Genomic DNA, 18,924 nt, shown 5'->3' on the forward strand with positions numbered 1-18,924 from the left:
GAGCGATGGATACGACGATTGTAAAAGACGGTGTGGATCAGGAAACCGTGGATGCGGTGCGTGAAGTTGGCGGGGCCTACAAGCACGGCTGGTCCACCGACATCGAGATGGAATATGCGCCCTTGGGTCTGGATGAAGACATCGTCAAGCTGATCTCCTCCAAGAACGAAGAGCCTGAGTGGATGCTGGAGTGGCGTCTGGGGGCCTACGCCCGCTGGCAGCAAATGCGCGAGCCTGATTGGGCCATGGTCGACTACCCCGAGATCGACTTCCAGAACCAGTATTATTATGCCCGCCCCACCTCGATGGCGGTCAAGCCCAAGTCGCTGGACGAGGTCGACCCGAAGCTGTTGGAAACCTACAAAAAGCTGGGCATTCCGTTGAAGGAACAGGCCATCCTTGCAGGTGTTGAGGGCGCCGAGAACATGTCCGACGAGCCGCGCAAGGTCGCGGTGGATGCGGTGTTTGATTCCGTCTCGGTCGGTACGACCTTTCAGGACGAGCTGAAGAAGGCGGGCGTTATCTTTTGCTCGATCTCGGAGGCGATCAAGGATCACCCTGATCTGGTGAAGAAATACCTCGGGTCCGTCGTGCCCGTGCAGGATAACTTCTATGCCACGCTGAACTCGGCCGTGTTCTCGGACGGCTCGTTTGTTTACGTGCCCCCCGGTGTGCGCTGCCCGATGGAGCTGTCGACCTATTTCCGGATCAACGCCGAGAATACGGGCCAGTTTGAACGCACGCTGATCATCGCCGACAAGGGTTCTTATGTGAGCTACCTTGAAGGCTGTACAGCACCCCAGCGCGACGAGAGCCAGCTGCACGCAGCCGTGGTCGAGATCGTGATCGAGGAAGACGCTGAGGTGAAATACTCCACCGTGCAGAACTGGTACCCCGGTGACGAGAACGGCAAGGGCGGCATCTATAACTTTGTGACCAAGCGCGCCGATTGCCGTGGCGACCGTGCCAAGGTGATGTGGACGCAGGTGGAGACAGGCAGCGCCGTGACGTGGAAATACCCGTCGTGCATCCTGCGCGGCGATGACAGCCAAGGCGAGTTCTACTCTATCGCCATTGCCAACAACATGCAGCAGGCCGATACCGGCACAAAGATGGTGCATCTGGGCAAGAACACCAAGTCGCGGATCGTCTCCAAAGGGATTTCGGCGGGCAAGGCACAGAACACCTATCGCGGTTTGGTCTCCATGCACCCCAAGGCGAAGAATTCGCGCAACTATACCCAGTGCGACAGCTTGCTCATTGGCGACAAATGCGGTGCGCATACGGTGCCTTATATCGAGGTCAAGAATAACTCCTCTCGTGTGGAGCATGAGGCGACCACATCGAAGGTGGACGACGACCAGCTCTTCTATTGCCGCTCGCGCGGGATGGACGAGGAAGAAGCCGTGGCACTGGTGGTAAACGGGTTCTGCAAGGACGTGTTGCAGGCACTGCCGATGGAGTTTGCGATGGAAGCGCAGGCGCTTGTGGCGATCTCGCTGGAAGGGTCTGTGGGCTAAGCTGATGGATAACATCTCCACACATGGCGAACAGGCGATAGGAACCGCAAGGCTGGGCCAGAACGACAAGGACGCCCCCGTGCGTGTCGGCGTCTTTGCGTGGCTGCTGATGGCGCTTTTGGCCGGAATGTTCTGTGGGGAGATTGCCAGCGCGTTCGGGATCGTGGAGCATTACGGGAAGCTGATGGTGGTGCTTCAACTGACCGCGCTTGTGTTGGCTGTGTTGCTGGTGCTGGCCCTCAAAGCCCAAACCCGCAAACAGCGTGAAGCCTATGAGAAAGAGATCAGAGAAATAGCACAGGCCGAGCGTGATAGAAAAATGGATGCCTTTATCCAAGAGCAAAAGGGGTTCGCCCCAAAGAGAAACCGTTGAACGCTGCACGATCGACAGGCGTTTTACATCCGAATGGATAATGATTGAGACCATGCAAAAGCTGCTAAAAGAAACTGGCGTCGCCATGGCGATCTTCGCGCTGCTGAGCTTTGCCTTCGGGCTGGGCGGGAATGACGAAAAGACGATATCGGGCGCATTGATTGCGGGCGTGACCTTTGGCGTGCTCTATTTTCTGATCGGACTGGCCATAAACTGGTTCAAGGGGCGCAACTCATGATCGTTACCACCACAAACTCCATCGAAGGTCGCACCATCACCGCCTATTACGGCATCGTCGTGGGCGAGGCGATTATGGGTGCCAATGTCGTGCGCGATCTGTTCGCGCGGGTGACGGATATCGTTGGTGGCCGTTCCGGGCAATACGAGAACAAGCTGCGCGATGCGCGGGCGGCGGCGATGGCCGAGCTGGAGGCGGAAGCCCAAGCCAAAGGCGCCGATGCGGTTGTGGGCGTGGACCTTGATTACGAAGTCATCGGCGACAGCATGATGATGGTCTCTGTCTCTGGCACGGCGGTGACATTGGGGTGAGCGATACCCCCAACACCAGCCCCCTGCGTTTGCATTGGTGGAAGGCCGAGCCGAACTTTGGCGACGCGATCAATCCGTTGATCGTGGGCCATCTGGCTGGCCGCGTGGTCGAGCATTGCGGCCCGCGCAAGGCTGATCTTTTTGCCATCGGATCTATGATGCAGGTGGTCAAACGCACGCAGAAAGAAGCGCGGACCAGCGGCGAGCGGTTGGCGGTTTGGGGGACCGGATTGCTCAACCCAGTGTTTGGCCATGACTTTCTGGACAACGTCGAGGTGGCGCTGCTGCGCGGGCCGATCACGGCGGCGTTGTTAAAGCTCCAGCACAAGCGCTTTGGGGATCCGGGGCTGCTGATTAACGAGGTGCTGCCCTTTGATGGGACGCGCACGGACCGTATAGGCATTGTGCCGCATTATACCCTGATGGAGGATGCGGCGCTGCTGGCGTTTGTGGCCTCCGACCCCTCCTATCTGCTGATCGATCCGCGTGGCGATGCGGCAGAGGTTTGTTTGCAAATCGCAAGCTGCGCCCATGTCTTCGCCTCATCCCTGCACGGGTTGATCATGGCCGATGCCTACGGTGTGCCAAACACATGGATCGAGCCACAGGGCCAGAGCTGGCTCAAATACCACGACTATGCCGCCTCGGTGGGGCGGCGTGACATGCTGGCGCCGCTGGATTATGCGGCGGCGGGGGCGGTCAAATCCACGCCCATCGACTATCACGACGGGATTGCCGCGGCGCGGGATGCGCTGACCTCCAGCTTTCCCGAACGACTGAAATCAACGGCCTAACGGCCCCCGACATGAACAGCGTCCCTGACGCCAAGATATTGAACAAAAGGAGCATCCACATGCTGAGCATCAAAAACCTTCAGGTCAAACTGGAAGACGAAGACAAGCAAATCCTCAAAGGCGTCGATCTGGAGGTCGAGGCAGGCAAGGTACATGCGATCATGGGGCCGAACGGCTCTGGCAAATCCACGCTGTCCTATGTGCTGTCGGGCAAAGACGGCTATGAAGTGACGGGCGGCGAAGCCACGCTGGAAGGCACCGATCTGCTGGACATGGAACCGGAAGAGCGTGCGGCGGCGGGCCTGTTCCTTGCGTTCCAATACCCCGTGGAAATCCCGGGCGTGGGCAACATGACCTTCCTGCGCACGGCTGTGAATGCACAGCGCAAAGCACGCGGCGAAGAAGAAATGTCGGCGGCAGAGTTCCTCAAGGTCGTTCGCGCACGCGCCAAAGAGTTGAAGATCGACGCCGATATGCTCAAACGTCCTGTGAACATGGGCTTTTCGGGTGGTGAGAAAAAGCGCAACGAAATCTTGCAGATGGCCATGCTTGAGCCAAAGATGTGTATTCTGGACGAGACGGACTCGGGTCTGGACGTGGACGCGATGAAGCTGGTGGCCGAAGGCGTGAATGCGCTGCGGTCCGAAGGGCGCGGGTTCTTGGTCATCACGCACTACCAACGTCTGCTGGATCACATCAAACCCGACGTGGTACACATCATGGCCAACGGTCGCATCGTGAAAACCGGCGGTCCCGAGCTGGCCTTGGAAGTTGAAAACAACGGCTATGCCGACATCCTTGCAGAGGTGGTGTAATGGCTGAAGTCGCTCCAAAAACAGACGCGACCGAGGCGATGATTGCCGCGCTCACGATGCCTGCGGGCACGTGGGCCAAATCCGCCCGTGAGGACGCATTGGCACGGTTGCGCAGCGCGGGCTTGCCCCAACGCCGCGACGAATACTGGAAATACACCCGCCCCGACACGCTGACCCAAGTGGACGCGCCGAAAGCTGCGGTGTTCGAGGCCGACGAAGCGCCGATGTTTGGCGATGTTGACCGTCTCAAGATCGTCTTTGTGGACGGTGCGTTTGACGCCGAAGCCTCGGACGATCTGAGCCTGGAGGGCATCACGATCGAGCGTTTGGCAGCAGCAGACAGTGACCTGCATTGGGCCAAATCCTTGTACGGTGTGCTGGAAGCACAGGGCCAGAATCCTGTGCCGCGCCCCTTGGCGACCCTGAACACAGCCTTTGCGACAGACGGTGTGCTGATCCATGTGACAGGCAAACCGACCAAACCTGTCAACCTGATTTACCGCCATGTATCAGAGACTTCCGACGCGATCTTGCACCACTGCATCAAGCTGGACACAGGTGCCGAGATGACGCTGCTGGAAAACGGGTCCGCCGCGGCGCGGTTTAACAAGGTGATGGAGGTTGAGGTGGCCGATACCGCCTCGTTCCACCACATCCGCAGCCAGGGCCGCGATCACGAGCGCCGGGCGGGCACGCATATCTTTGCGCGCCTTGGTACGGAATCGGCGTTCCGCTCCTTTACGATGACCGTAAACGGCGTGCTGACGCGCAATGATTGCGTGATCGAGCTGACGGGCGATGATGCCATTGCCCACGTGGCGGGGGCCTGTGTCGGGGACGGTGATTTCCACCATGACGACACGGTGTTCATCACCCACGATGCGGTCAATTGCGAAAGCCGCCAAGTGTTCAAGAAAGTGCTGCGCAACGGTGCGACAGGCGTTTTCCAAGGGAAAATTCTGGTTAAGGCAGGCGCGCAGAAAACCGACGGCTACCAGATCAGCCAATCGCTGCTTTTGGATGGCGACAGCCAGTTTCTGGTCAAGCCCGAGCTTGAAATCTACGCCGATGATGTGGCGTGCAGCCACGGCTCGACCTCGGGTGCCATTGACGAGGACGCGCTGTTTTACTTGCGTTCACGCGGTGTACCGGAGAATGAAGCGACCGACCTGCTCACCCTCGCGTTTCTGGCCGAAGCGGTGGACGAAATCCACCATGAGGAGCTGCGCGACGATATGACCGCCCGCCTTGGCGCGTGGTTGATGCGGCACCGGAGCTGAGAGCGTGGCGCTGACCGCTGACATCCTCGCGACCTATCGCGGCCCTGCAAAAGTGGTAAGCCGCTTTTTGGCGCAGGGCCGCAACGAGGTGCGCGGCCTGTTGTTCATCCTGATCGCAGGCGTGTTGATGTTTGTGGCCTCAGCCCCGTTCGAGGCCCGCGAGGCACAGCTTGACCCCGATGGCCCCTTGGCCGTTCGGCTGTATTGGAGCGCGTTTTTCTACATTATGATCATGCCTCTGTTGGTCTATATCTTTGCCGGATTGGTCTGGCTGTTGTCGCGGGTCGCGATGCGGCGGATCAGCGGCTATCAGGTGCGCTTTTCGCTCATCTGGGCGCTGCTGGCCTCTGCGCCTGTGTTTTTGCTGATGGGGTTGACGGCCGGATTGCTGGGCATTGGTGCTGCGGCAAAGGCGGTCGGGTTTTTATGGCTGGCCGTCTTTGGCTGGTTCTGGGTTGCCGGACTGCTCAGCGCGGATGACGCGGCATGACGGGGAATAACGCGTTGAAATCGCTGGTGGTCGAGACGATCCAATCGCCGCGCACCGCCGCGAGACGGATCATGGATATGTGGCTGAGCCGCGATATCCTGTGGACCGCGCTTGTCGCGCTGGCCGCGATCAACGCCATCATCATGAGCATCGGCCTGCTGATGAGCGACACTTCTGACATCCCCCCCTTTATGCGCAGCCCGCTGATCCTGTTCTTTATGGTTGGTGGCCTGCAAGTCCTCAGCGTGCATGGCTTTTACTGGGCGGGCAAAATAATCGGCGGGCATGGCGATATGGGCGAGCTGCTAAGCCTGCTCGTCTGGGTTCAGGTTCTGCAAGCAGCGGCACAGATGATGACCTTTGTGCTGGCCTTGGTCCTCCCGCCGCTGGCCGATATTTTCTCGATGGTGGCAAGCGTTCTGGCCCTTTGGATCACGGTAAATTTCATCGCAGAGGCGCTGCGCCTGCCGACGTTGCTGCATGCGGTGGGGGTGATGGTGCTGGGCATTGTCGGCATCGCTTTTGGTTTGGCTATTCTGATCGGGCTGATCGGCATGGGCGCAATGGGAGTTCCCGTAAATGTATGACGTAAACGCAATTCGCCGCGATTTCCCGATCCTGTCACGCGAAGTGAACGGCAAACCGCTGGTATACCTTGATAACGGGGCATCCGCGCAAAAACCGCAGGTGGTGATTGATGCGATTACCACGGCGTATAGCCATGAATACGCCAATGTGCATCGCGGGCTACACTACCTGTCCAACCTCGCGACAGACAAATACGAGGCCGTGCGCGGCAAGGTGGCCAGCTTCCTCAACGCCGCCTCCGAGGATGAGATCATCTTTAACTCGGGCACGACAGAGGCGATCAATATGGTCGCCTACAGCTGGGCCATGCCGCGGATGCAGGCGGGCGACGAGATCATCCTGAGCGTGATGGAGCATCACGCCAACATCGTGCCATGGCATTTCCTGCGTGAGCGGATGGGTGTGGTGATCAAATGGGTCGATACAGATGCCGCAGGCGCGTTGGACCCGCAAGCGGTGATTGATGCGATCGGCCCGAAGACCAAGCTGGTTGCAATTACCCATATGTCCAATGTCTTGGGCACTGTTGTTGATGTGAAAACCATAACGGCCGCCGCGCAAGCAAAAGGCGTGGCCGTTCTGGTCGATGGCTCGCAAGCGGCGGTGCATATGCCCGTGGACGTGCAAGATATCGGCTGTGATTTCTACTGCGTGACGGGTCACAAGCTGTATGGCCCGTCAGGCTCCGGCGCGATCTATGTCAAAGCGGCACGGATGGCCGAGATGCGCCCCTTTATCGGGGGCGGCGATATGATCCGCGAGGTCCGCAAAGACGCCGTGATCTACAATGACGCCCCGATGAAGTTCGAGGCAGGCACGCCGGGCATCGTGCAGACCATCGGTCTGGGTGTCGCACTTGATTATATGACAGATGTCGGACTGGCCAATATCGCCGCACATGAGGCGACATTGCGCGATTATGCCGTGGCCAAGCTGGCGGGGCTGAACTGGATCACCGTGCAAGGCACCACCCCGAACAAGGGCGCGATTTTCAGCTTCACGATGGACGGGGCGGCACATGCGCATGATATCTCGACCATTTTGGATAAAAAGGGCGTCGCGGTTCGGGCAGGACAACACTGCACCGGTCCGTTGATGGAGCATATGGGCCTGAACGCCACATGCCGCGCCTCCTTTGCCATGTACAACACCACATCCGAGATTGACGTCTGGATTGAAGCGCTTGAACTTGCCCATGATCTTTTTGCCTGATTTTTGAATTGCAGGGGCAGGGCGGGGCGACTATACCGCCCCTTGTGGACCATTAGCTCAGCTGGATAGAGCGCTGCCCTCCGAAGGCAGAGGCCAGAGGTTCGAATCCTCTATGGTCCGCCACATTTTCACGACAAGATATTGAATGGAAACGGAAGCCTGCGCGTGCGGTGCTCCGTTCTGCCATTTATTGTTTTTGTCCTTCCTGGGCCTCTGTCCCGTCCATGTCGTCTTGATCCTGTCAGAGCGGAAAGAGACCTCCAGCATGTCCTGCTTGCTCAAGGTGTTCGGAATCGCGGCCCGCAGGTCCTGAAATCTGGCCCACTGCGCTGTGGGCAATTCAGAATAATCGCCATGCGCGAATTAGTCACGTGTTGAAGTCTTGAAACAGGCTGTCGTATTTGTAATGTAAAGAGATTAATTTAATATGGCGACGCTCGCCGCTATTGTGGAAAGAGATTGCTGCGCCCGCGACCCGCGCAAGGAAGGAACCGATGTCGGACTTTGAACCCAACAACAGCCGCGAGGATGCCTCGGGATTGGGGGTGATCGGGCTGACACGGATGATCGATCCGTTTGTGACGGGATGGTATGTGGCCACCTCTGCGGGGTTTGCGGGCGAGGGGCCAACAGGAACTGTCGGCACACCTGTCCCAATGGCCACGGGCTCAACGCAGGACCCCGATGCCATCGACTGGTTCTCGCTCGGGGTAAGTGCAGGCGCCGTCGGGGTCGAACTTGACCTGTTCTTTTTATCCATCGAACAGACAGACACTGCGCCCTACGGATTGCAACAGGGCCAGTCAAACGTCACCTTGCAGATCAATATCAACATCGATGGCGCACTCAGCGGTGCGCCTGTCAATCTGCGGCAAACATTGGGCACGGGGTCCGTCATCGGCACGCAAGAAGAAGCAGCGGAGAACAGCGACGCGTTTTTCGAGTCTATCGTGTCAGGCACGCCCAGCCAGCAACTTGATGCTACGGTTGCGATGCTCGCGGTGCTTGATGTGCAGACCGATCTTTTGACGGGGCAATTCAATGACGTTGGCGAGGCCTATACCGCCCGTCAAGCGCTGACAGCGGCGATCGATTCCGTCCCCTATAGCGTGCTGGGGTACAGCTATATCGAACAGCAGGCCGCGCTGATCGGCGAAATGATCGATCAGTTCTGGACCGTGCGGTATTGGCAGGATGATCAACTGATCAACACTTTTGACGACGCCAGTATGCAGCTGGGGCGCAGTGCATTCGGCACGGCCTATGTCTCGGTCGCGGGGCAGTATTCAGTGACAACATTTGACGGGTTCACGCCCACCACTTCCTATGACGGGCTGGATTATTCCGGCATCGGCATCCGTGTGAACACGATCGACCAAACAGAAATCCAGGACGCGCTGGCCGCGATTGGACAAGACCCTTCAACAGACACAACACAGACCCCCGATCCAGCCTTGTTTCAACAGGCGACATCGGACCAATTGGAGCAAATGCTAGTGCAACAAGACGATTCAGGAAACTTCACCGCCGTGCAAAACGCCGTGGCCAACCCAAACCCTGGCACCCAGACCCCCGATATTGACCAATTGATTACGGATTTCACCCAAGGGGCCGACATCGGTCGGATCACAGGGTTTGAAGCCGTCTTTGCGCTTAACGGGGATGACATTGTTGCGGGCGATTCACTGGGCAACACAATCTATGGCGAAGGCGGCAATGACAGCCTGTTCGGCCTGAACGGCGACGACTCTCTCGTCGGGGACGCAGGCAATGACACGCTGGATGGCGGCAACGGCGACGACATTCTGGAGGGCGGCTTTGGCGATGACAGCATGTTGGGCGGCACCGGCGATGACAACCTGAGAGGCGGCGATGGCAACGATTTCCTGCATATGGGGGCAGCCCCTTATGAAGCATGGGAATATGTCGCTGCCGGATCGGGCAACGACCAGATTGTCCTGTCCGAGATCGACTATAGCGGCCTGAGCATCGCGCATTGGGACCTGACCAACAGCATCTCGGCCACAGTCAACGGCGTGACCAATACTGCGACAATCGACAAGGGCAGTGAGGGCACAACAACGATCACGGACGTCAACAATGCCATCGACGGTTGGGGCATGATCATCGAGGGGACAGGCGCGGACGATAGTTTCGACTATACCCTTGGTGACGGGCAATGGGTCGGCATCATGAGCGATATCGGGGATGATACGATCAACCTTTCAGGCGGCGACAGCATCGTACGCTTGCAGTATTTCAATCCGTTCAGCCTTGTCGTTGATCTGGACCGCGGCATCATCACGCAGAATGATTTTTACGAAGACACGGTGAGTGTGTCTGGCGATGTTCTGCTGGAGCTGCAAACCACCTACGGCAGCGACGATGTCACCGGCAGCGCCCGCGATGAATCCTTTATCCTGCAAGCAGGCAATGACACGTTGGATGGTGGCGGCGGGTTTGACCGCCTGCGCTATGACCGCAGCGGCGTCGATGCGGTCACTGTCAATCTGGAGCAGGGCCGCGCCACGGGTGTCTGGAACAATGAACAGTTTGTGCACCTTGTAGACAACATCGAATATGTTGAAGGGTCGCGCGATGCCGGCGACTACCTGACAGGCAATGGCCTTGCCAATCAGCTGGACGGTAACGGCGGCAACGATCTGCTGATCGGCGGGCTGGGGAACGACACCCTGCAGGGCGGTGAGGGGAACGACACGCTCAACGGCGGCTCTGACACATCGCTGTCCAATGCTGACGGTGCGGATGTATTTGAGGGCGGCGATGGCGATGACTGGGTCAGCTATGAAGGCTCGTTCGGCTCTTTGCGGATCGATCTGGCGTTCTCGCAGGTCAATACTTTTGCCGCTGCGGGCGACACCTATGACAGCATCGAAAATGTGATCGGCTCTCAGGGGGCGGACAACATTCGCGGCACAATCAACGAGGCGAACCACATCATGGGGGGCCGCAACGTCGACTATATCTTTGGCCGCTCGGGCGATGACACGCTGGAAGGCGGGATCGGCGATGACGTGCTGTTTGGCGGTGTGGGCATCGATATGCTGATCGGCGGGGCAAACCGTGACCGCGCACAATACTCCGAGGCAGCCTCGGGCCTGATCCTTGATCTGGCGGATGCGTCCAACAACACAGGCGAGGCCGCAGGCGATACCTACGACAGTATCGAAGATCTGGCAGGCGGTTCCAGTGAGGACATGATTTATGGCGACGCCAATGACAACCGCCTGTTCGGGCGTGCTGGTCTGGATTCCCTCTATGGCCGCGAAGGCGATGACTACCTGAATGGCGGGGCCAACAGCGACCGTCTTGACGGCGGAGCAGGCGATGACACGCTGCGCGGCGGACAAAGTGCGGATCACTTCGTCTTTTCGAGCGGCAATGACGTGATCGAGGATTTCAATTTCGCGCATGGTGACACGATCGACATCGACCTGAATGGCATAACCGCCGTTGCAAACATGACCGGCGCCCAGGTGGTTCAGACCTTCGGGTCAGTGGTCGGCAGCAATGCGGTGCTTGATTTCGGTGCCGAAGGCTCGCTTACCCTGCAAGGCGTGACCGACCTTGTGGCACTTGAGACGGATGTGTGGGTGACCGCATAGAGGCTGCTGATAAGGCAACACAGACCTGCGCGGGGCCAAGAGGTTTCGGCCCCGCGTAGTGTTTAAAAATCGTTGCCTTCGGGGGATCTGCAATAATTTCAACGCCAAAGCGCAGCTTTTTCATGCAGCCTTCGCGTCAATCTTCAGCGTGACCCGCGGCTTGTTGCACCTAATCCCCCTCAGGCAAAGTCCAGATGCACCTTGAGCGCCTTTGTCCGGTCCGAGGCCAGCTCGAACGCGTCCAGCATCTGGTCCAGAGGCAGCGTCGCCGAGATCAGCGGTTTCACGTCCAGCCGCCCGTGGCGCATCATATGCACGGCCTCGAAGAACTCCGCGTGAAAGCGGAACGAGCCTTTGAGCGTGATTTCCTTGGCCGTCATCGCCTGAACAGGTAGGGTCATATCGCCGCCAAGGCCCAGCTGCACCATCGTCGCACGGGGCCGCAGGGCAGGGATGGTCGAGGCCACAACAGGGGCGACGCCCGTACATTCAAACAGCACATCGAAATGGCCTTTGTCCGCGCCATATTGCTCGAGTGCGTCGGGCGTTTCGGTAACATTATGCACCGTGTCGGCCCCCATCTGACGCGCCATATCCAGGGGCAGGTCGGTGATGTCGGTCGCCACAATTTCACCCGCCCCAGAGGCCCGCGCCACCAGCACTGCCAAAAGGCCAATCGGGCCGCACCCCGTCACCAGAACCCGCTTGCCCGTCAGCGCACCCGCCATCTTTGCCGCATGAAGGACAACAGACAGGGGTTCGGCCATCGCAGCCTCGCCTGCGGTCAAACCGTCGGCCACCGCGCATTGGTCCGGATCGGCCACCAACCACTGCTGGAACGCGCCTTGAATATGGGGGAAAGGCATGGCCGATCCGTAAAACCGCATATCGAGACAATGGTTCGGCGCCCCTTCATGACAGTATTTGCACGCGTGGCAGGGCCGCGAGGGCGAGACGGCAACCCGTTGGCCGGCCTCAAGCCCGCTGACCCCTTCGCCAAGGCTCTCGATACGGCCCGAGACCTCGTGCCCGAGGATCATGGGTTGCTTCAGCTGGATTGTTCCGATGCCGCCGTGGTTAAAGTAATGCAGGTCCGAGCCGCAAATGCCGCCTGCCTCCATGCGGATCAGAACCTGACCTGCGGCGGGCTTGGGCATGTCACGCTCCTCAAGGCGGAGGTCTTTTGCGGCATGGACGACGACGGCTTTCATGGCAGCTCCGATAGTTGTTCGGGCCAGAGGGTAGCGCAGACAGATGCAGGTTGTAAGGGGCCGAGCGGCTCTGATATATCGGCCCAACCGCGCTGCATCAGGCTCTTGAGTGGCCAATGCGCGGCCCGTTTGCCGATAATTTGGGCATCGGCATTATACCTATGCCTGCAAGCCGCGCTTTCTATTGCCTTTCGCCAGTGCCAATGGGACCCCCGACTGTATGAAAGACGCGCTCTCTATTGTTATTATCGAACAGGATGCGGAACGGGCCGAGCAGATTGTGGACGCGCTGGCCTCTGCTGGGCTGGGCACGATCGAGGTTCTGACCCAGCGCGGCGCCTTGGCCGCACGGATCAAGGCGATCAACCCCGATGTGGTGCTGATTGATGTGAGCGACCCGTCCCGCGACACGCTGGAGGAATTGACGCTGGCGGCGGATCCGATGACGCGGCCCGTGGCGATGTTTGTGGACCATGACGACGCAGGGCTTGCGCAATCAGCGATCGAGGCGGGCGTTTCGGCCTATGTCGTCGACGGGCTCAGCGCGAAACGCCTGCGGCCCATCCTTGATGCGGCGATCACGCGGTTCAATATGTTCGGGCGTTTGCGCAAAGAGCTTGAGCAATCCAAACGTGCGCTGGAGGAACGCAAAGTCATCGACCGCGCCAAAGGCATCTTGATGAAGGCGCGCGGTGTGGACGAGGAAGAAGCCTATGCGCTGCTGCGCCGCACGGCGATGGATCAGGGCCGCAAAGTGGCTGATGTGGCCCAAGGGTTGGTGACCGCGGCGGGGCTTTTGTCATGACGACAATATCCATCGGGTATGTGCCGCTGCTGGACGCCGCACCGCTGATTATCGCACAGGAAATGGGGTTCGCCCGCGAAGAAGGGTTAGAGCTTGCCTTGCGCCCGGCGCCCTCGTGGTCGTCGGTGCGCGATATGCTCAGCTTTGGAGCGGTGGACGCCGCACATATGCTGGCGCCGCTGCCTATTGCATCAGCGCTTGGGCTTGGGGCGGGGACTGCGCCCTTGTGCGCTGTGTCGGTATTGTCGATGAACGGGACGGTGATCGGTGTGTCCAATGCGCTGGCGGAAAAGCTGCGCGGGGCAGGGCATGACTTTGGCTTTGATAATGCCATTGCGGCTGGCACGGCCTTGATTGCGGCAGCGGAGGCGCCTTTGCGGATTGGCGTGCCGTTCCCGTTTTCGATGCATGCCGAACTGCTGATCTACTGGCTTTCGGCGCTGGGGCTGCCCGCGCCGCAGAACGTCGATATTCGCACGGTGCCACCATCCTCGATGGCCGATGCGCTGGCCGCAGACGAGATTGACGCGTTTTGCGTGGGCGAGCCTTGGGGATCGCTGGTGGTTGAGCAAAACATCGGACAGTTGTTGCTGCCCAGCAGCGCAATCTGGCGCAGCTTTCCCGAAAAGGTGCTGGCCATGCGCACGGGCTGGGCCGAGGAAAACCCCGTTTTATGCGGCAAGCTGATCCGCGCTTTGGTCAAATCAGCGCGCTGGCTGGCCAAGCCGACCTCGCCCACGCTTGCGGCGGAGATGCTGTCGCGGCCCGACTACCTCAATATCCCGTGGGACGTGCTTGAGCGGGGGCTGACAGGCCAATTGCAGATCTCGGCGCGGGTAGAGCGGCGGGAGGTCCCCGATTTTTTGGGCTTTTATCGCGGTGCGGCTACCTTTCCTTGGCGGTCGCAGGCCGAATGGATCGGGCTGCAACTGGCGCGGCGCACAGGGCTCGAGCGTGCGGCCTCCATGGCTGCCGCCGCCAAAGTGTTTCGCCCCGACATCTACCGCGCCGCGCTGGACGGCTCGGGCATGGATGTGCCCGGCGCCTCCAGCCGCGTTGAGGGGGCTGTGAGCCATCCCACCGCAGTCGCCTCTGCGTTGGGACAGATTACGCTGATGCCTGATCCGTTCTTTGATGGCCGCGTTTTTGATCCAAGCACGCCTGAGTGACCAAAAATTAGGCGGGTTTGCCGCCTGCGCTTGCTGCGGTGCAGAAAATCCCCGCCGATCCGTGTCTGTGACTTGCCTTGGGGCCCGAATCGAACATTACTCGGTGACAGACAGGCAACGATGTCCGTCACGGAATACTCCCAAAGTTTGGGCCCTATGAGCAACGCCGCTCGAGCTTGTGCATCCTCCCTGCACAGGATCGAAGCGGCTTTTTTCGTTGTCCGGCGCTTGACCGGATACACACCAAAAGGATCATACGATGCAAAAACTCCTTCTGTCACTTGCAGCCACAACCGCGCTTTGCAGCCCCGCATGGGCGCAGGACCTTGAGATCGACGAACTGACGTTCGGCTTTATCAAGCTGACCGACATGGCGCCGCTGGCCGTCGCCTATGAGCAGGGCTATTTCGACGACGAAGGTCTGTTTGTGACCCTTGAGGCGCAGGCGAACTGGAAGGTTCTGTTGGACGGGGTGATCGACGGCACGCTGGAAGGGGCGCATATGCTGGCGGGTCAGCCGATTGCGGCGACCATCGGCTATGGCACGCAGGCCAACATTGTCACGCCCTTTTCAATGGACCTCAACGGCAACGGCATCACCGTCTCCAACGAAGTCTGGGACATGATGCGTCCGCATATCTCGAGCATGGAGGACGGCCGCCCGCAGCACCCGATCAGCGCCGCAGCGCTCAAGCCTGTGGTCGAGGAATTTGCCGCCCGCGGTGAGCCGTTCAACATGGGCATGGTGTTTCCTGTCTCCACTCACAATTACGAGCTGCGCTATTGGCTGGCCTCGGGCGGTCTGAACCCCGGATATTACAGCCCCGAAAACGTAACGGGCCAGATTGCGGCCGATGTGTTTTTGTCCGTGACCCCTCCGCCACAAATGCCTGCCACGCTGGAAGCGGGCACAATCAACGGCTACTGCGTGGGCGAGCCGTGGAACCAGCAGGCTGTTGCCAAAGGCATCGGCGTGCCGGTGATCACCGACTACGAGATCTGGAAAAACAACCCCGAGAAGGTCTTTGGCATCACAGAAGAGTTTGCCGAGGCCAATCCCAACACCACCAAAGCCATCGTGCGCGCGCTGATCCGTGCGGGCATGTGGCTGGATGAAAACAGCAACGCGAACCGCATCGAAGCCGTCGAATTGCTGAGCCAGCCCGAGTATGTGGGCGCCGATAAAGACGTTATCGCAGCCTCGATGACGGGCACGTTCGAATATGAAAAAGGCGACGTGCGCGAAATCCCCGATTTCAACGTCTTCTTTCGCTACAATGCGACCTATCCCTACTACTCGGACGCGGTGTGGTATCTGACGCAGATGCGCCGCTGGGGCCAGATTGCAGAGACCCAGACAGACGAATGGTATGACGAAGTCGCCAAATCCGTCTACCGCCCCGACATCTACCTGACCGCTGCGCGCAGCCTGGTCGATGAAGGCTTGGCCAGCGAGGCGGACTTCCCTTGGGACACCAACGGCTACCGCCCTGCAACGCCCGAAGGCGATATCATCGACGGTGTGGTCTACGACGGCACAACGCCCAACGCCTATATCGACAGCCTGACCATCGGCCTGAAATCGGGCGAGATGGTCAAGGGGGACGAAGTCGTCAACTAACCCCGTCCGGCCGCGCAGGGCATGAGCTTGCGCGGCCACTCCTCTTTCCAATTCGCACACGACAGCCGGAGCATTCCCGATGACAACCGTTGATCCAAGTTTTGAAACCGAGGCCGCCAAAGCTGCCAGCAAGGCGCGGCTTTTCTCGCGCATCAACACCGCCGACAAATGGTTCAGCGTCATCGGCCTGACATGGATTACGCCATTGTTGCGGGCGGCGGCGGGGGATAATCCCAAAGGTCAGGTCAAGGAAATCTGGCGTCTGCTGGTGGTGCCTCTCTTGGCGATTGCGATATTTCTGACCCTTTGGGCCACGCTCGCCCCCCGCGTTGTCACGTCCCTTGGCGCGATCCCCGGTCCCGCTGCGGTTTGGACAGAAGCGGTCAATCTTCATGAAGATGCCAAGCGCAAAGAGGCCAAAGAAGCCAAGTTCATGGAACGTGTGGAGGCCCGCAACCAGCGTCTGATCGACGCGGGCCGCGCGGATGAGGTCAAGCAGATCGGCTTTACCGGACCGCCGTCCTATTACGACCAGATATGGACCTCGATCGGGACTGTGTTTTTCGGCTTTCTGATTGCTTCTGCTGTGGCCATTCCGCTGGGCATTGCGGCGGGCCTGTCGCCCACGGCAAATGCCGCGCTGAACCCGCTGATCCAGATTTTCAAACCTGTCTCGCCGCTGGCGTGGTTGCCGATTGTGACCATGGTTGTCTCGGCCGTTTATGTGACCAATGACGGGCTGTTTGCCAAATCCTTCCTTGTCTCGGCCATCACAGTCACGCTGTGTTCGCTGTGGCCGACGTTGATCAACACGGCCCTTGGCGTGGCAAGCATCGACAAGGATCTTGTCAGCGTCAGCCGCGTTCTGAAAATGAACACCTATACCAAGATCACCAAACTGGTGCTGCCTTCGGCGCTGCCCCTGATCTTTACAGGCCTTCGGCTAAGCCTTGGCGTGGGCTGGATGGTTTTGATCGCGGCGGAAATGCTGGCGCAGAACCCCGGCTTGGGCAAATTCGTCTGGGATGAATTCCAGAACGGCTCGTCCCAATCACTGGCCAAGATCATCGTCGCGGTGCTGACCATCGGCATCATCGGGTTCTTGCTCGACCGTGTGATGTACGCGCTGCAATCCCTGTTCACATTCTCGAATAACCGGTGAGCGATATGGCAATTCTTTCCTTCGATAACCTCTGCCGCGGCTTTGGCTATGGCACCGACCGAACAGAGATTTTGCGCAATATCTCGATGGACGTGGAGGAGGGCGAGTTTATCGCCGTCCTCGGCTTCTCGGGCACGGGCAAAACCACACTGATCAACATGGTGGCGGGGCTTGATACGCCCGACAGCGGCACCGTGACCTTTAAAGGCCAGCCGATCATTGGCCCCGGGCCCGAGCGCGGCCTTGTGTTTCAGTCCTATTCGCTGATGCCGTGGCTGACGGTGAAGGGCAATATCATGCTGGCCGTCGAGGCGGTCTTTCCCAAGATGTCCAAGGGTGAAAAGTCCGACAAGGCCGACCACTACATCAACATGGTGGGCCTCGGGCACGCATCCTCGCGCCGTCCCGCCGAGCTGTCGGGCGGTATGCGGCAGCGTGTCTCGGTGGCGCGGGCGCTTGCGATGGATCCCGAGTTGCTGCTGCTGGACGAGCCGCTGTCGGCGCTGGACGCGCTGACCCGTGCCAATCTGGCGGACGAGATTCTGGAGATTTGGGAACAGGACAAAAAGACCTGTGTGCTGATCACCAATGACGTCGACGAGGCGATCTTGATGGCCGACCGCGTGATTGTGCTGAACCCAGACGGGACGCTGGCCGATCCCTTTCCCATCACACTGCCGCGCCCGCGCGACCGCGGTGCTATGAACACCGACGAGGGGTTCAAGAAACTGCGCGCCGAGATCACGAAATACCTCATGGATGTGGGGATCGAGGCCAAGGTCGAAGAAACCCGCACCTTGCCCAGCGTGACCCCGATGCATTCGGTGCCTGCCGCTGTGAAAGCCGCCCAGACCAGCCCGCTGGATGAGCGCTATCTTACGTTTTCGCAACTCAACAAAGTCTACCCCACGCCAAAGGGGCCGCTCACGGTGGTTGAGGACTTTGATCTGAAGGTGAACAAGGGCGAATTCATCTCGCTTATCGGGCATTCGGGCTGTGGCAAATCCACGGTTCTGACCATGGCCGCGGGGCTGAACCCCATCTCAAGCGGGGCCATTCGTCTGGATGGTTGGCACGTCGAGGGGGCAGACCCCGAACGCGCCGTTGTTTTCCAGTCGCCCAACCTGTTCCCTTGGCTGACCGCCAAGGAGAATGTCTCGATCGGGGTGGACAAGGTCTATCCAAAGGCTTCGCGGGCCGAACGTCAGGATGTGGTGGAATACTATCTTGAGCGCGTCGGCCTTGCCGACAGCATGGACAAGAACGCCGCTGATCTGTCGAACGGCATGAAGCAACGTGTGGGCATTGCCCGCGCCTTTGCGCTGTCGCCCAAGCTACTGCTGCTCGATGAGCCGTTTGGCATGCTCGACAGTCTCACCCGTTGGGAATTGCAGGAAGTGCTGATGGAGGTGTGGTCACGGACCAAAGTCACCGCCATTTGCGTGACCCATGATGTGGACGAGGCGATCTTGCTGGCCGACCGCGTGGTGATGATGACCAACGGGCCGCAAGCGACCATCGGCAAGATCACGGATGTGAAATTGCCCCGCCCGCGCACCCGCAAGGCGCTTCTGGAGCATCCCGATTACTACACTTATCGCCAAGAGGTGCTTGATTTCCTTGAAGAGTATGAACACGGCGCGTCTCCAAAACCGCCCCTTTCGGGTGGGACGCCTAAAACCAAAACAGCCATTGCTGCGGAGTAGATC

General features: G+C 59.3%; 17 protein-coding genes and 1 tRNA gene. 17 read left to right on the forward strand and 1 reads right to left on the reverse strand.

The window, feature by feature from the left end; genetic code table 11:
- The first annotated feature begins 5 nt into the window (after positions 1-5).
- The 12 genes from sufB to ABMC88_RS12940 all read left to right on the forward strand — a co-directional run bounded on the left by sufB (position 6) and on the right by ABMC88_RS12940 (position 11,247).
- Positions 6-1,520: a Fe-S cluster assembly protein SufB gene (sufB, locus tag ABMC88_RS12885; protein WP_349577303.1), complete on the forward strand. Its 1,515-nt coding sequence runs from the start codon at positions 6-8 to the stop codon at positions 1,518-1,520.
- A 4-nt stretch (positions 1,521-1,524) separates the two neighbouring features.
- Complete coding sequence (locus ABMC88_RS12890; RefSeq protein WP_349577304.1) at positions 1,525-1,893, forward strand: hypothetical protein; 369 nt, start codon at positions 1,525-1,527, stop codon at positions 1,891-1,893.
- Positions 1,894-1,945: 52 nt separating this feature from the next.
- Positions 1,946-2,131 (forward strand): hypothetical protein, encoded by a 186-nt coding sequence (locus ABMC88_RS12895; protein WP_349577305.1) that lies wholly within the window; start codon positions 1,946-1,948, stop codon positions 2,129-2,131.
- Positions 2,128-2,442, forward strand: a complete 315-nt coding sequence (locus ABMC88_RS12900; RefSeq protein WP_349577306.1) for a heavy metal-binding domain-containing protein — start codon at positions 2,128-2,130, stop codon at positions 2,440-2,442. Before ABMC88_RS12895 ends, ABMC88_RS12900 begins: the two co-directional genes overlap by 4 nt.
- A complete protein-coding gene (locus tag ABMC88_RS12905) occupies positions 2,439-3,236 on the forward strand; it encodes a polysaccharide pyruvyl transferase family protein (protein WP_349577307.1) in 798 nt (265 codons plus the stop codon). Before ABMC88_RS12900 ends, ABMC88_RS12905 begins: the two co-directional genes overlap by 4 nt.
- Before the next feature lie 59 nt (positions 3,237-3,295).
- Complete coding sequence (gene sufC / locus ABMC88_RS12910) at positions 3,296-4,051, forward strand: Fe-S cluster assembly ATPase SufC (RefSeq protein ID WP_349577308.1); 756 nt, start codon at positions 3,296-3,298, stop codon at positions 4,049-4,051.
- Positions 4,051-5,331, forward strand: a complete 1,281-nt coding sequence (locus ABMC88_RS12915) for a SufB/SufD family protein (RefSeq protein WP_349577309.1) — start codon at positions 4,051-4,053, stop codon at positions 5,329-5,331. The genes sufC and ABMC88_RS12915 overlap by 1 nt, the downstream gene beginning before the upstream one ends.
- A 4-nt stretch (positions 5,332-5,335) precedes the next feature.
- Positions 5,336-5,821: a YIP1 family protein gene (locus ABMC88_RS12920; protein WP_349577310.1), complete on the forward strand. Its 486-nt coding sequence runs from the start codon at positions 5,336-5,338 to the stop codon at positions 5,819-5,821.
- Complete coding sequence (locus tag ABMC88_RS12925; RefSeq protein ID WP_349577311.1) at positions 5,818-6,408, forward strand: YIP1 family protein; 591 nt, start codon at positions 5,818-5,820, stop codon at positions 6,406-6,408. The genes ABMC88_RS12920 and ABMC88_RS12925 overlap by 4 nt, the downstream gene beginning before the upstream one ends.
- Positions 6,401-7,621, forward strand: coding sequence for a cysteine desulfurase (locus tag ABMC88_RS12930; RefSeq protein WP_349577312.1), 1,221 nt, complete (start codon positions 6,401-6,403; stop codon positions 7,619-7,621). Before ABMC88_RS12925 ends, ABMC88_RS12930 begins: the two co-directional genes overlap by 8 nt.
- 46 nt (positions 7,622-7,667) lie before the next feature.
- Positions 7,668-7,744, forward strand: a tRNA-Arg gene (locus ABMC88_RS12935).
- A gap of 371 nt (positions 7,745-8,115) precedes the next feature.
- The gene (locus tag ABMC88_RS12940; protein ID WP_349577313.1) at positions 8,116-11,247 is read left to right on the forward strand and encodes a calcium-binding protein; all 3,132 of its coding nucleotides are present in this window, start codon (positions 8,116-8,118) and stop codon (positions 11,245-11,247) included.
- A gap of 179 nt (positions 11,248-11,426) precedes the next feature.
- Here the strand turns inward: ABMC88_RS12940 and ABMC88_RS12945 are convergent, their stop codons facing one another.
- Positions 11,427-12,458, reverse strand: a complete 1,032-nt coding sequence (locus tag ABMC88_RS12945; RefSeq protein WP_349577314.1) for an L-idonate 5-dehydrogenase — start codon at positions 12,456-12,458, stop codon at positions 11,427-11,429.
- 220 nt (positions 12,459-12,678) lie between these two features.
- Here ABMC88_RS12945 and ABMC88_RS12950 point away from each other — a divergent pair, with 220 nt between their 5' ends.
- From ABMC88_RS12950 to ABMC88_RS12970, 5 genes are all read left to right on the forward strand, one after another.
- Complete coding sequence (locus ABMC88_RS12950) at positions 12,679-13,263, forward strand: ANTAR domain-containing response regulator (RefSeq protein ID WP_349577315.1); 585 nt, start codon at positions 12,679-12,681, stop codon at positions 13,261-13,263.
- The gene (locus ABMC88_RS12955) at positions 13,260-14,432 is read left to right on the forward strand and encodes an ABC transporter substrate-binding protein (RefSeq protein ID WP_349577316.1); all 1,173 of its coding nucleotides are present in this window, start codon (positions 13,260-13,262) and stop codon (positions 14,430-14,432) included. The genes ABMC88_RS12950 and ABMC88_RS12955 overlap by 4 nt, the downstream gene beginning before the upstream one ends.
- Before the next feature lie 259 nt (positions 14,433-14,691).
- Positions 14,692-16,053, forward strand: a complete 1,362-nt coding sequence (locus ABMC88_RS12960) for a CmpA/NrtA family ABC transporter substrate-binding protein (protein WP_349577317.1) — start codon at positions 14,692-14,694, stop codon at positions 16,051-16,053.
- Positions 16,054-16,132: 79 nt separating this feature from the next.
- Complete coding sequence (locus ABMC88_RS12965) at positions 16,133-17,215, forward strand: ABC transporter permease (protein ID WP_349577318.1); 1,083 nt, start codon at positions 16,133-16,135, stop codon at positions 17,213-17,215.
- A 5-nt stretch (positions 17,216-17,220) separates the two neighbouring features.
- The gene (locus tag ABMC88_RS12970) at positions 17,221-18,921 is read left to right on the forward strand and encodes an ABC transporter ATP-binding protein (protein WP_349577319.1); all 1,701 of its coding nucleotides are present in this window, start codon (positions 17,221-17,223) and stop codon (positions 18,919-18,921) included.
- The last annotated feature ends 3 nt before the right edge of the window (positions 18,922-18,924 follow it).

It is taken from the genome of Sulfitobacter aquimarinus (assembly GCF_040149565.1).
In the GTDB taxonomy this organism is placed as follows: Bacteria; Pseudomonadota; Alphaproteobacteria; order Rhodobacterales; family Rhodobacteraceae; genus Sulfitobacter; species Sulfitobacter aquimarinus.